Source organism: Lysobacter sp. F60174L2 (genome assembly GCF_052547135.1).
In genome coordinates, this window is the sequence record NZ_JBQWRA010000004.1 from 145,610 (window position 1) to 157,924 (window position 12,315).

Annotated in this window: 14 protein-coding genes; all 14 read left to right on the forward strand. The window is 71.5% G+C overall.

Annotated features, from left to right (window positions below):
- The first annotated feature begins 1 nt into the window (after position 1).
- A complete protein-coding gene (gene fliS / locus ACT9AS_RS12605) occupies positions 2-415 on the forward strand; it encodes a flagellar export chaperone FliS (protein WP_445100499.1) in 414 nt (137 codons plus the stop codon).
- On the forward strand, positions 412-693 hold the full coding sequence (locus tag ACT9AS_RS12610; protein ID WP_445100500.1) for a hypothetical protein: 282 nt from the start codon (positions 412-414) through the stop codon (positions 691-693). The genes fliS and ACT9AS_RS12610 overlap by 4 nt, the downstream gene beginning before the upstream one ends.
- Complete coding sequence (locus ACT9AS_RS12615; RefSeq protein ID WP_445100501.1) at positions 690-1,247, forward strand: PilZ domain-containing protein; 558 nt, start codon at positions 690-692, stop codon at positions 1,245-1,247. Before ACT9AS_RS12610 ends, ACT9AS_RS12615 begins: the two co-directional genes overlap by 4 nt.
- A 76-nt stretch (positions 1,248-1,323) precedes the next feature.
- Entirely contained in the window at positions 1,324-1,959 is a 636-nt protein-coding gene (locus tag ACT9AS_RS12620; protein WP_445100502.1) for a response regulator, read from the forward strand.
- A gap of 217 nt (positions 1,960-2,176) precedes the next feature.
- A complete protein-coding gene (gene rpoN / locus ACT9AS_RS12625; RefSeq protein ID WP_445100503.1) occupies positions 2,177-3,562 on the forward strand; it encodes an RNA polymerase factor sigma-54 in 1,386 nt (461 codons plus the stop codon).
- Between the two features lie 13 nt (positions 3,563-3,575).
- Complete coding sequence (locus ACT9AS_RS12630; RefSeq protein WP_445100504.1) at positions 3,576-3,968, forward strand: response regulator; 393 nt, start codon at positions 3,576-3,578, stop codon at positions 3,966-3,968.
- A gap of 6 nt (positions 3,969-3,974) precedes the next feature.
- A complete protein-coding gene (locus ACT9AS_RS12635; RefSeq protein ID WP_445100505.1) occupies positions 3,975-5,393 on the forward strand; it encodes a sigma 54-interacting transcriptional regulator in 1,419 nt (472 codons plus the stop codon).
- A 94-nt stretch (positions 5,394-5,487) separates the two neighbouring features.
- Entirely contained in the window at positions 5,488-5,859 is a 372-nt protein-coding gene (fliE, locus tag ACT9AS_RS12640; RefSeq protein ID WP_445100506.1) for a flagellar hook-basal body complex protein FliE, read from the forward strand.
- Between the two features lie 40 nt (positions 5,860-5,899).
- Positions 5,900-7,561 carry a flagellar basal-body MS-ring/collar protein FliF gene (gene fliF, locus ACT9AS_RS12645; RefSeq protein WP_445100507.1) on the forward strand — a complete coding sequence of 554 codons (1,662 nt, stop codon included), beginning with the start codon at positions 5,900-5,902 and terminating at the stop codon, positions 7,559-7,561.
- The gene (gene fliG, locus ACT9AS_RS12650; RefSeq protein ID WP_445100508.1) at positions 7,554-8,579 is read left to right on the forward strand and encodes a flagellar motor switch protein FliG; all 1,026 of its coding nucleotides are present in this window, start codon (positions 7,554-7,556) and stop codon (positions 8,577-8,579) included. The genes fliF and fliG overlap by 8 nt, the downstream gene beginning before the upstream one ends.
- Positions 8,576-9,199: a FliH/SctL family protein gene (locus ACT9AS_RS12655; protein WP_445100509.1), complete on the forward strand. Its 624-nt coding sequence runs from the start codon at positions 8,576-8,578 to the stop codon at positions 9,197-9,199. The genes fliG and ACT9AS_RS12655 overlap by 4 nt, the downstream gene beginning before the upstream one ends.
- Complete coding sequence (gene fliI, locus ACT9AS_RS12660) at positions 9,196-10,620, forward strand: flagellar protein export ATPase FliI (protein WP_445100510.1); 1,425 nt, start codon at positions 9,196-9,198, stop codon at positions 10,618-10,620. Before ACT9AS_RS12655 ends, fliI begins: the two co-directional genes overlap by 4 nt.
- On the forward strand, positions 10,617-11,072 hold the full coding sequence (fliJ, locus tag ACT9AS_RS12665; RefSeq protein ID WP_445100511.1) for a flagellar export protein FliJ: 456 nt from the start codon (positions 10,617-10,619) through the stop codon (positions 11,070-11,072). Before fliI ends, fliJ begins: the two co-directional genes overlap by 4 nt.
- Positions 11,069-12,205, forward strand: a complete 1,137-nt coding sequence (locus tag ACT9AS_RS12670) for a flagellar hook-length control protein FliK (RefSeq protein ID WP_445100512.1) — start codon at positions 11,069-11,071, stop codon at positions 12,203-12,205. Before fliJ ends, ACT9AS_RS12670 begins: the two co-directional genes overlap by 4 nt.
- Positions 12,206-12,315 lie beyond the last annotated feature (110 nt).

Here is a 12,315-nt window from a genome sequence, read left to right on the forward strand (position 1 = left end):
CATGCACAGCGCCCGCACCTTCGCCGACCAGTACCGCCAGACCAGCGCCAGCAGCGCCATCCTGGAAGCCAGCCCGCACCAGTTGGTGGCCCTGATGCTCGGTGGCGCGCGCGAGCGCGTGCGCCTGGCGATCGCCTGCCTGCAGCGCGGTGACGTGGCGCGCAAGGCCCACGCCATCAGTTCCGCCAGCGGGATTATCGGGGGGCTCAACAGCACCCTCGACATGAAGGCCGGTGGCGAGATCGCCGAAAGCCTGCACGCGCTGTACGACTACTTCCAGCAGCGGCTGCTGGAAGCCAACGCCAACAACGACGCCGCACCGCTGGCCGAGGTCGACGAACTGCTCGAGAACATCGAGCAGGCCTGGCGCGCTATCGACCCCGAGGCGCCCCAGCTCGCCGGTGCCTCGCAATGATTCCGGCGCTACCGCTGGCGAGGGTGAAGCAGGCGATGGAGGCCGGCGACTGGGACCGCGCCTCGGCGCTGCTGACCGAGCACGAACGCACGGTCCGCGAAACGATCGCCACCGCCCCGCCGGACGCACGCAACCGCGAGGCCTGGCTCGGGCTGCTGCACGCCCAGCGCGAACTGGTCGAACAGCTCAGCGCCGCCCGCAACGAGGCCGGCTCCGCCCTGCAGCGGCTCCGCCAGGCCAACCGCGGCGCGGCCGCCTACAAGGGCGCGCTGGGATGAACGTCGAGACCGCCCGCGCCGAAGTCTTTGGCGATTCGCTCGCCTGCGAGGAGGTGCGGCCGGCCGCTTTCGTACCCGGCACGCTGTCGCTGGACGCCGCGCGCGCGGCCTGCCAGCGCGGCGAAAACCTGCTGCGTTCGCTGGCGGTGGTCGAGGACAGCCGCGGCGACGACGGCGAGGACCACAGCGCCAACGACCTCGCGCTGCATCGGATCGAAGCCAAGCTCGACCTGCTGACCGCGCTGGTGGCCAGCCGCTTCGGCGAGCACTTCGACTCGCGCCGCCCGCTGCGATGGTCCGCGCGCGGCGCCTGCCTGGACGTCGACGACGCCATCGCACCGGGCACCGGCGGCGCCCTGCGCGTGCAGCCGTCCGACTGGCTGCCCGAAACGCTCCTGCTGCCGGCCACGGTGCTGGCCAGCGTCGCCCACAGTAGCGGCCAGCAGCTGTGGCTGCGCTTCGGGCCGATCACCCCGGCGCTGGAATCCGCCCTGGCCCGCCACCTGTTCCGGGTGCACCGCCGCGCGATCGCCGAGAGCCGTCGCATTCGCTGACGGCGGTCGCTGTCCAAGCCCGTGCCGCTCGGCTAAGGTTGACGCGGCGCACATCGCGACGGAGACGGGCTTCCAAGTGCGGGTACTGATCTGTGACGACCACACCCTGATCCGGGCCGGCCTGCGCCGCCTGGTCGAGTCGTTCGATGGCATTGAGGTCGTTGCCGAGGCCGCCAGCGCCGACGAGGTGGTGATCCGCGCCCGGCAGTCGCTGCCCGAGGTGATCCTGCTCGACCTGTCGATGCCGGGCCGCAACGGCTTCGAAGCACTGGACGAACTGCGCCGCACCTGCCCGGAAAGCGCGGTGGTCATCATGTCGATGCACGACGATGCCAGCCACGTGAGCGAAGCGCTGGCCCGCGGCGCGATCGGCTTCGTGGTCAAGGAAGCGGCACCGGGCGAACTGGAGATCGCCTTGCGCGCGGCCGTGGTCGGGCGCACGTTCCTGAGCCCGCAGGTGTCGGCACCGCAGCTCAACGCGAACCGCGCGCAACCGCAGGCCGGAGCCGGTGGCGCCTATGCACTGCCGCCGCGCCAGCGCGAGATCCTCGCCGCGATCGGCGCAGGCCAGAGCACCAAGCAGATCGCCGCCGACCTGGGCATCAGCGTCAAGACCGTCGAGACCCACCGCGCGCGCCTGATGGAGGCGCTGGGTTGCCGCAATGCGGTCGAGTTGCTGCGTACCGCGCTGCTGATGCGCGGCGATCTGTAGGGTCGCCAGGCAAAGCGCGACGCCGGTCGCAATCCGGCACATCCGTTTCCCAGTCGAACGTGATCCGGATGCCGGAAAATCGTCGGCCGTGTCGGGGATGCCCCTACATGGCGGGGGTTTACCCCTATCCGGGCCGGGTTCTCCCCGATGCAACCTCCGACACGGCTCCTGCAGGATTTGTGCCGGGGCCGCCACCGGGGCGGAAGGGGAACTGAACGTGAAGACCAGCGTCCGCGCGCAACTCTCGCAGAGCGTCAACCTCACACCGCAACTGCTGCAATCGATCCGGTTGCTGCAGCTGACCGCGCCGCAACTCGAACTCGAACTTCGCCAGGCACTCGACCACAACCCGATGCTGGAGACGGACGAGGACAACGAGATCGGCGAAACCGATGCCGACGACGGCGCCACCGACGCCGAGCTGGAAGCGGCGGCCTGGGACGAACTGCCCGAGCCGGCGTACCTCTCCGGTAGCGCGCTGACCGGCGGCGACGACGATGCCTGCGCGCGGATCGAGGCCGGCAGCTCCAGCGACTGGCGCGTGCGCCTGCTGCAGGAACTCGCCTTCGACTGGGACACCGACGACCTGCGCATCGCCCAGGCATGGCTCGACCACTGCGATGAGCTGGGCTTCCTCGAAGACGCCGACGCCGCGGTAGCCGACGCCCGGGCGTCGGTGCCGGAGGCGTCCGTGGCGCATATCGAGTCCGTGCGCCAGCGCCTGCTGCACGGCGACTGGACCGGCGTCGCCGCCGCGTCCGCCTCCGAATGCCTGCTGGCCCAGCTGGCGACGCAGCCGGCCACGGCCGAGCGCGCGCTGGCCGAGCGCATGATCGGCGAGCAGATCGACACGCTGGCCGCCCACGACCACGCCGCGCTGGCCCGCGCGCTCCGTACCGGGGCCAATGAAGTGGCCGCCGCCACCGCGCTGATCCTGTCGCTGCGCCCATCCGCCATCGAAGAACCGGCCCACGGCGACGACGGCCACATCATTCCCGACGTCAGCGTGCGCTTCGTCGGCGGCGAGTGGAGGGTCGCGCTGAATGGCCGCGCCGCCCCGCGCGTGCGCATCGCCAGCCATTGCGAACAGGCCCTCGCCCATGCCCCGGGCGACCAGAGCGTGCTGCGCGGCCTGCTGGAAGAGGCGCGCTGGCTGGTGCGCGGCATCGCCATGCGCAACGACACCCTGCTGCGCACGGTGCAGGTGCTGGTCGAGCGCCAGCGCGAATTCCTCGAACGCGGCGAGGAGGCGATCGCGCCGCTGACCCTGCGCGAGGTCGCCGACGCCATCGGCATGCACGAGTCCACCGTCTCGCGGATCACCAGCGGCAAGTACATCCAGACCCCGCGTGGCACGTTCGAACTCAAGCGGCTGTTCGCCGTCCGGCTCGAAGGCGCGTCGATCTCCGGCGCGGCGGTCAAGGCGGTGGTCAAACGCCTGATCGACGCCGAACCCGCGCATGCGCCGCTCGCCGACGACGTGATCGCCGGCCTGCTCGCCCGCCGCGGGATCCGCATCGCGCGCCGCACGGTGGCAAAGTACCGGGACCAGTTGTCGATTCCGTCCGCGCGACAGCGCTGCAAGCCGGCCCTCGCGGCCTGACCCGGAGAACCGCATGAACACCGTGAGACTGCTGCTGGTCGACGACCACGAAGGCTTTATCAGCGCGGCGATGCGCCACCTGCGCCGGATCGACTGGCTCGACATCGTCGGCTCGGCCGGCAACGGCATCGAGGCCATCGCCCAGTGCGAGGCGCTGCGTCCCGACGCCGTGCTGATGGACCTGGCCATGCCGGAGATGGGCGGCCTGCAGGCCACGCGCCTGATCAAGGCGCAGGACAGCCCGCCCTACATCATCATCGCCAGCCATTTCGACGACGCCGAGCATCGCGAACACGCGTTGCGCGCCGGCGCCGACGCCTTCGTCAGCAAGCTGTCCTACATCCATGACGTGGTACCGCTGCTGGAGGCCCTGTCCGCCCGGGCCAGCGTCGCCGGACAGGAGTGACCGGCGATGAGTGAATCACGCATCCTCGTGGTCGAGCAGGACATGGACCGCGCCGAGCACATGGCGACGCTGCTGGAGTTCATGGACTTCACCCCGCGCATCGTCACCGAGGCGTCCGACATCGACCTGGGCAAGGCGCGCGCCAGTGACTGGGTCGCGGTGGTCGTCGGCAACACCGGCGGCGCCGACTGGGACGGGTTTGTCGACTGGCTCGGCGCGCAGCCGCTGCACCCGCCGCTTCTGGTGCTGCCGGTGCATCCGCCCGATGCGGAATGGCGTGCGCGGCTGCACCCGGAAACCCTGTGGCCGCTGGATTACCCGCTGCGCCGCGTGCAGCTGCAGGAGGCGCTGCGCCGCGCCAGCCTGAAGCGTATCGACGAGGACGAGCGCCGCGAGCAGAACGCCGGCGGCGGCCCGACCGGTCGCAGCCCCGCGGTGCTGGAGCTGTCGCGGATGATCGACCAGGTCGCGCCGTTCGATACCACCGTGCTGATCCTCGGCGAGTCCGGTACCGGCAAGGAGGTCGCCGCGCGCGCCGTGCACCAGCGCTCCAAGCGCGCCAGCAAGCCGTTCGTCGCGATCAACTGCGGCGCCATCCCGCCGGACCTGCTTGAAAGCGAACTGTTCGGCCACGAGAAAGGCGCCTTCACCGGCGCGCTGACCCAGCGCAAGGGCCGCTTCGAGATGGCCGAGGGCGGCACCCTGCTGCTCGACGAGATCGGCGACATGCCGATGCCGATGCAGGTCAAGCTGCTGCGGGTGCTGCAGGAGCGCACCTTCGAGCGCGTCGGCGGCACCACCCTGATCCACTGCGACGTGCGCGTGGTGGCCGCCACCCACCGCAACCTGGAAACCCACATCCACGAGGGCAAGTTCCGCGAGGACCTGTTCTACCGCCTCAACGTGTTCCCGATCGAGATGCCGCCGCTGCGCGAGCGCGTCGCCGATCTGCCCGACCTGATCGGCGCGATTACCCGCCAGCTGGCCGACAGCGGCCGTGGCCGGGTCGCGTTGAGCGACAGCGCGGTGGCCGCGCTCGGACATTACGACTGGCCCGGCAACGTGCGCGAACTGAGCAACCTGCTTGAGCGGCTGGCGGTGCTGCATCCGTCCGGCATGGTCCGCGCCACCGACCTGCCGGCGCGCTACCGCGCCGCGCTGCCGGACCTGCCCGAGGACGAGGCGGTCGCCGGCATCACCCAGGGCGACCTGCACACGCCCGACCCCGCCAGCTATTCGCCGACCGCGACCCTGCCGCCGGAAGGCATGGACCTGCGCAGCCACATCGCCGACATCGAGCTGGAGCTGATCCGCGCCGCCCTGCAGCAGGCCGACGGCGTCGTCGCCCATGCCGCTCCGCTGCTGGGCCTGCGCCGCACCACCCTGGTCGAAAAGCTGCGCAAGTACGGCATCGAGCGCGACTGAGACGCCGGAATACTCCCGCGTCGGATTCCCGGCGCATCCGTGGCACGCGGCTTGCCTATGAACAGGCAGACCCGCTGAACGCGCAAGCCACGCAATGACCGACGCGATTTCATCGATCCTTTCCCAGATCCGCGCCCACGAGATGCGTGCGCGCGGACCGCTGGCCGACGCGCCCGCGGGCAATGCGATCAACCCCCGCGACCTTCGGCCCGATGCGCCCGGGCGCGCCGGCGGCGTCGAGGCGCCCGGTTTCAGTGAAACGCTCAACAACGCGCTGGATGGGGTGAGCCGCGCGCAGCGCGTGTCCAGCGAGCTGCAGACCGCGTTCGAAATGGGCGACCCGCGCGCCGACCTGGCGCGGGTGATGGTCGCGATGCAGCAGTCGTCGGTCGCGTTCAAGGCCACCGCCGAGGTCCGCAACCGGCTGGTCCAGGCCTACCAGGACGTCATGAACATGCCGATCTGACGGCACCGGACCTTTCGAACCCTCTTTCGAGACTGCAACGATGAGCGTCATCGCACTGCCCAAGAACGCCGCCAGCAACCTGCGCGACCTCGGTCCGCTGCAGGACATCCCCGTGGTGCGCCAGCTCGGCCTGTTCGCACTGGTCGCCGCGGCCATCGCGCTGGGGCTGTGGCTGTTCTTCTGGACTCAGAAGCCCAACTACGTGCCGGTCTTCGCCGGGCTCGACGCCAAGTCGACCGCCGAGGCCTCCGACCTGCTGCGGACCGCGCAGATTCCGTTCCGGATCGACTCGGGCAGCGGCGCGCTGTCGGTGGAATCCGACCAGATCGGCAAGGCACGGCTGGCGCTGGCCGCCGCCGGGCTGCCGGCGGCCGAGGGCGGCGGCTTCGAGATGCTGCAGGGCGACCAGGGCTTCGGCACCAGCCAGTTCGTCGAAAGCGCGCGCTACCAGCACGCGCTGGAAACCGAACTGGCGCGCACCATCGCCAACCTGCGCCCGGTGCGCGAGGCCCGCGTCCACCTGGCGCTGCCCAAGCCGAGCGCGTTCACCCGCCAGAAGGAGCCGGCCAGCGCATCGGTGGTGCTGCACCTGCGCAGCGGCAGCGTGCTCGAGCCCGGCCAGGTCACCGCGATCGAGCACCTGGTCGCGTCCAGCGTCCCGCAGATGCCGGTCGACAACGTCACCGTGGTCGACCAGTTCGGCCGCATGCTGTCCAGCGACAATCCCGACAGCGAGTCGGCGCTCACCGCGCAGCGCTTCGAACAGCAGCGCCGCGCCGAGGCGGTCTACGTGCAGCGCATCCAGGAGCTGCTGGAGCCGCTGGCCGGACCCGGCCGGGTCAGCGCGCAGGTCAGCATCGACATGAGCTTCGCCGAGACCGAGCAGGCCAGCGAAACCTACGGCCCGGACCCGGCGATGATCCGCAGCGAGCAGGTCTCCGAGTCCGGCGATCTGGCCGCGATGGCGGCGCCGCAGGGCGTGCCCGGCGCGGCCAGCAACAACCCCGACACCGCCGCGGCGGCCAACGCTGCCGCGGCCGCCGCGACACCCGCGGCCGCCGGCGGCTCGGGTTCGGGCTCGCGCACCGCCGTGCGCAACTACGAGATCGACCGCACCCTGACCCACACCCGCCAGGCGCCCGGCCAGATCACCCGCGTCACCGCCGCGGTGCTGGTCGACAACGTTCCGCAGACCGATGCCGCCGGCAAGACCGCGTACCGCGCGCTGACCGAGCCCGAGCTGGCGCGCATCCAGACGCTGGTGCAGCAGGCGGTCGGCTTCAACGAGCAACGTGGCGACGTGGTGTCGGTGGTCAACGCGCCGTTCGCGCGCGGCATCGCCGGCGAGGAGCCCGAGGCGCCGCCGTTCTGGCAGCATCCGCGCGCGCAGGAGCTGCTGCGCATCGCGCTGGGCGGGCTGGCCGTGCTGGTGCTGATTTTCACCGTGCTGCGCCCCGCCTCGCGCCAGTTGCTCGCGCCCAAGGAGCCGGTCACCACGGTCGCGACCGTGCTGCCGGAGGAAGAGGAAATCCCGGTGACGCTGTCGCCCCCGCCGAAACCCAAGCCCAAGCGCGACCCGCAGGTCGCGATGCAGGCGGCGATGGACTTCGACGAAAAGCTGCAGGTCGCCAAGACCGCGGTGAGCAACGACGCCAAGCGCGTGGCCGGCGTGGTGCGCAACTGGGTTGAATCCGATGGCTGAGTCGACGAACGCCAACGCCCGCAAGCTCGACGTGCTCAGCGGCACCCAGCGCGCCGCGGTGGTGCTGCTCTCGCTCGGCGAGGCGCAGGCCGCCGAGGTGCTCAAGCACATGAGCGCGAAGGAAGTGCAGAAGCTCGGCCTGGCGATGACCTCGGTCGGCGGCATCTCGCACGAGTCGGTCGCCGAGGTGTTCGACGACTTCGTCGACGTGCTGGCGCAGCCCGGCGCGCTCGGCTCGGCCGACGACTACATCCGCGCGGTGCTGACCCAGGCGCTCGGCGAGGAGCGCGCCAGCAGCCTGATCGACCGCATCCTGGCCGGCCGCAACACCTCCGGCCTGGACACGCTGAAGTGGATGGAGCCGCGCGCGATCGCCGACCTGGTGCGCAACGAGCACCCGCAGATCATCGCGATCGTGCTGTCGCACCTCGACCCCGACCAGGCCGCCGACGTCATCAAGGTGCTGCCCGAGCGGGTGCGCCCGGACGTGCTGGTGCGCATCGCCACCCTCGACGGCATTCCGCCGAACGCGCTCAACGAACTCAACGACGTGATGGCGCGGCAGTTTTCCGGCAGCCAGAACATCAAGTCCTCGACGGTCGGCGGCATCAAGGTCGCGGCCAACATCCTCAACTTCATGGACTCCGGCCAGGACGAGGTGATCCTGGGCAGCATCGGCGAGATCGACGATGCGCTCGGCGGCAGGATCCGCGACCTGATGTTCGTGTTCGACAACCTCGCCGAGATCGACGACCGCGCCATGCAGACCGTGCTGCGCGACGTGCCGTCCGACAAGCTGGCGGTCGCCCTGCGCGGCGCCGAACCGCGCGTGCGCGAGAAGATCACCGGCAACATGTCGCAGCGCGCGGCCGAGATCCTGATCGAGGACATGGAAGCGCGCGGCCCGGTGCGGCTGGCCGAGGTCGAGGCGGCGCAGAAGGAGATCCTCGCGATCGTGCGCAGGATGGCCGATGACGGCAGCATCCAGCTGGCGGCCAAGGCCGAGGCGTTCGTATGAACGACACGCTGCTGCGCGAGCGCTTTTCCGATCCGTCCGGCGCGGTGCGCTGGACCGCGCCGGGGCTGGCCTACGTCGAGCCCGAGCCGCTGCCACCGCCGCCCAGCGTGGAAGACCTGCAGGCGCTCGAACGCGCCGCCCACGAGGAAGGCTATGCCGCCGGCCATGCTGAAGGCCTTGCCGCCGCGCAGGCCGAAGTGCGCCGCCAGGTCGCCCAGATCGAAGGTGTGCTGGATGGCTTCACCCGCCCGCTGGCCCGGCTCGATGCCGAAGTGGCCGACGCGCTCGGCGACCTCGCGGTGCGCATCGCCGGCGCCCTGCTCGGCCGCAGCTACGCCGCCGACCCGACCCTGCTGGCCGACCTGGTGCGCGAGGCGCTCGACGCGGTCGGCACCAGCTCGCGCGAAGTCGAACTGCGCCTGCACCCGGACGACCTCGGCGTACTCGCCCCGCACCTGGCCGGCCTCAGCGGCGTGCGCCTGACCGCCGACACCACGCTCGGCCGCGGCGAGCTGCGCCTGCACAGCGAGAGCATGCGGATCGACGGCACCATCGCCGCGCGGCTGCAGACCTGCATGGATGCCTTCGTCCATGCCCCGGCCACGGAGCCCGACGCATGACCGCCATCGCCGCCGAACACTGGGAAGAAGCCCGCAACCTGCGGCTGGCCGCACGGCTGGCCGGACTCGGCGCGCAACCGCCTTCGCTCGGCCTGGCCCGCGAGGGCGTGCTGCGCCGCGCGGTGGGGCTGACCCTGGAAGCCTCGGGCTGCTCCGCGCCGCTGGGTTCGCGCTGCCGGGTCGAAACCGCCGGCGGCCGCTGGGTCGACGCCGAGGTGGTCGGGTTCTCCGGCGACCGCACCTTCCTGATGCCGACCGCCGACCTGGCCGGCCTGCTGCCGAACGCGCGCGTGGTCACCTCGCACCAGGAAGGCGAAGTGGCGGTCGGCGACGGCCTGCTGGGCCGCGTGATCGACAGCGACGGCGTGCCGCTCGACGGCCGCGGGCCGATCCGCGCGGAAAGCTGGGTCGGCCTCGGCGGCGAGGCGATCAACCCGCTGATGCGCGAACCGATCACCCGCTCGCTCGACGTCGGCGTGCGCGCGATCAACGCCCTGCTGCCGATCGGCCGCGGCCAGCGCATCGGCCTGTTCGCCGGGTCCGGCGTCGGCAAGTCGACGCTGCTGGGCATGATGACCCGCTACACCGCCGCCGACGTGATTGTCGTGGGCCTGATCGGTGAACGAGGCCGCGAAGTGCGCGACTTCGTCGAGAGCACGCTCGGCGAGGAAGGCCTGCGCCGTTCGGTCGTCGTCGCCACCCCGGCCGACCGTCCGCCGCTGGCGCGCCTGCACGGCGCGCTGCGCGCGACCGCGATCGCCGAGTGGTACCGCGACCAGGGCCTGCACGTATTGCTGCTGATGGATTCGCTGACCCGTTTCGCCCATGCGCAGCGCGAAATTGGTCTGTCGGTCGGCGAGCCTCCGACCACCCGCGGCTACCCGCCGTCCGTGTTCGCCAAGCTGCCGCAGCTGGTGGAGCGTGCGGGCAACGGCGCCGAAGGGCGCGGCTCGATCACCGCGTTCTACACCGTGCTGACCGAGGGCGACGACCAGCAGGAACCGATCGCCGACGCCGCCCGCGCGATCCTCGACGGCCACATCGTGCTGACCCGGCGCATCGCCGACGCCGGCCAGTACCCGGCGATCGACGTCGAGGTCTCGGTCAGCCGCGTGATGCAGGAAATCACCGACCCGGCGTGGCGCGAGCGCATCCGCAAGCTCAAGCGCCTGATGGCGGCCTACAACACCCAGCGCGACCTGATCGCGATCGGCGCCTACCAGCGCGGCAGCGACCCGGCCGTCGACGAGGCGGTGGCGCGCTGGCCGAAGATCCTCGACTTCCTCGGCCAGGACGTCACCGAGGCGTCCGATGTCGAAGCCAGCCGAGCCGCCCTCGCGCGCCTGCTCGACGACACCCGCGAGCCGGCCCCGGCCATGCCCGAATCCCCACCTGAATCCGTGCAGGAGACCGCCCGATGACGCGTTCGCAACGCCTGGACCCACTGCTGCGGGTGAAGCAGCAACGCCAGGACGATGTCGCCCGCGAGGTCGCCCAACGCGACCGCGCCGTATCCGAACAGGAAGAGCGGCTGGAGGCATTGCGCCGCTATGCCGCCGAGTACGCCGCGCCCGCGGCCAGCGTCACCAGTGCGGCGCTGCTGGCCAACCGGCTGGCGTTCCGCGAGCGGCTCGATGCCGCCGTCGTGCAACAGACCCGGGCCGTGGCCGACAGCCGCCAGAAGGCCGACGTGGAGCGCGCCCGCCTGCTGCTGGCCAGCCGCGAGACCCACGTGCTGGGCAAGCTTTCGGCCAGTTACCGCGCCGAAGAGAACCGGGTGGCCGAACAGCGCGTGCAACGCGAACTCGACGACCTCGGCGGCCGTCGCGCGCGCGCCGCCGCGACCGACACCGACCAGGAAGACGTGGCGTGATCACGCCTGCCCTGCCGACCCCGCCGGCGCCGGCTGCGAAGGCGCCGGGCGGAAATGGCGCATCGGCGTCTTCGGAATCGGTCGAGGGCGAATTCAAGCACCTGATGGACGCACCGGCCGACGCGCCGCCGCGTTCGGAGCAGCCGCAAGCGGACCGTGCCGCCCCGTCGGACCAGCCGGTCGCCGACGCCAGCGCCGAGGCCGGTGACGACGCCACGCCCGCCGACGACCCCGACGCCACGCTGCCGCAACAGTTGCTGGCACTGATCGGCTGGCCGCCACCGGCCAAGCCGGCATCCACTGCCGATTCCGCGTCACCTGCAACCACGGCCATCCCGTCCGCCGCAACCGCCGGCCCCGCACCCGTGCTGCCGCAGACGCTTACCGCCATCGCGCTGGACGGCGTCGCGGCGAACGCGCCGACCATGCAGGCACCGCAAGGCAATACCGCCGGGCTCCCGGGCACCGCCACTGCGGCGACCGTCGATCCGGCCCTGCCGGGTCTCGCCCCCACCGCCGCCACCGCGATGCCGGTCGACGCCGACGTGGCTTCGGCCGACTTCGCCCGGATGTTCGCGCTCGCCGTGGATACCGACCCGTCCGGCACGGGCGAGACCGCGGGTCGGGCCGAATCCGGCGATGGCGGCCTGCTGCTGTCGCCGAGCCCGGCCCCGGCGACGACCCCACGCAACCCGGCCGCCGCGATCAACGCCACCCCGCTCACGATGCCGGCCGATCCGGACGCCGGTTTCGACGACGCCTTCGGCGCGCGCATCTCGTGGATGGCCGAGCAGGGCATCGGCCGCGCCGAGCTGCGGCTCAACCCCGAACACCTCGGCGTCATCGACATCCGCCTGCAGATCGACGGCAACCGGATCTCCGCCGAATTCCAGTCGACCAGTGCCGACGTCCGCCACGCGCTGGAAAACAGCGTCGGCCGCCTGCGCGACATGCTCGGCCAGCAGGGTATGCAGCTCGCCCACAGCGATGTCGGCCAGGGCCGTGACGAACGCCAGGCGGGCGCGAGTGGCGATGTCCATCGTGACGATGCGGCCGGGCCCGGTCCGGACCGCATGGACACCGCGGATATCCGTCCCGTCCGCGTCCGCGGCCTGCTCGACGAGTACGCCTGACCCCGCGCCGGGCCGATCCGCCCGGCGCCAAATCTCCGTCGCCGGACGGACCCACCCTGCGGCACGCCCCTTGCACGGACGCTGGCACCCACCCAATGGAGTGCTCCACG

Excerpts from the sequence above, each read along its gene's own strand:
- fliS (WP_445100499.1), top strand. The coding sequence starts at position 2 with ATGCACAGCGCCCGCACCTTCGCCGACCAGTACCGCCAGACCAGCGCC.
- ACT9AS_RS12610 (WP_445100500.1), top strand. The coding sequence starts at position 412 with ATGATTCCGGCGCTACCGCTGGCGAGGGTGAAGCAGGCGATGGAGGCC.
- ACT9AS_RS12615 (WP_445100501.1), top strand. The coding sequence starts at position 690 with ATGAACGTCGAGACCGCCCGCGCCGAAGTCTTTGGCGATTCGCTCGCC.
- ACT9AS_RS12630 (WP_445100504.1), top strand. The coding sequence starts at position 3,576 with ATGAACACCGTGAGACTGCTGCTGGTCGACGACCACGAAGGCTTTATC.
- ACT9AS_RS12635 (WP_445100505.1), top strand. The coding sequence starts at position 3,975 with ATGAGTGAATCACGCATCCTCGTGGTCGAGCAGGACATGGACCGCGCC.
- fliE (WP_445100506.1), top strand. The coding sequence starts at position 5,488 with ATGACCGACGCGATTTCATCGATCCTTTCCCAGATCCGCGCCCACGAG.
- fliF (WP_445100507.1), top strand. The coding sequence starts at position 5,900 with ATGAGCGTCATCGCACTGCCCAAGAACGCCGCCAGCAACCTGCGCGAC.
- fliG (WP_445100508.1), top strand. The coding sequence starts at position 7,554 with ATGGCTGAGTCGACGAACGCCAACGCCCGCAAGCTCGACGTGCTCAGC.
- ACT9AS_RS12655 (WP_445100509.1), top strand. The coding sequence starts at position 8,576 with ATGAACGACACGCTGCTGCGCGAGCGCTTTTCCGATCCGTCCGGCGCG.
- fliI (WP_445100510.1), top strand. The coding sequence starts at position 9,196 with ATGACCGCCATCGCCGCCGAACACTGGGAAGAAGCCCGCAACCTGCGG.
- fliJ (WP_445100511.1), top strand. The coding sequence starts at position 10,617 with ATGACGCGTTCGCAACGCCTGGACCCACTGCTGCGGGTGAAGCAGCAA.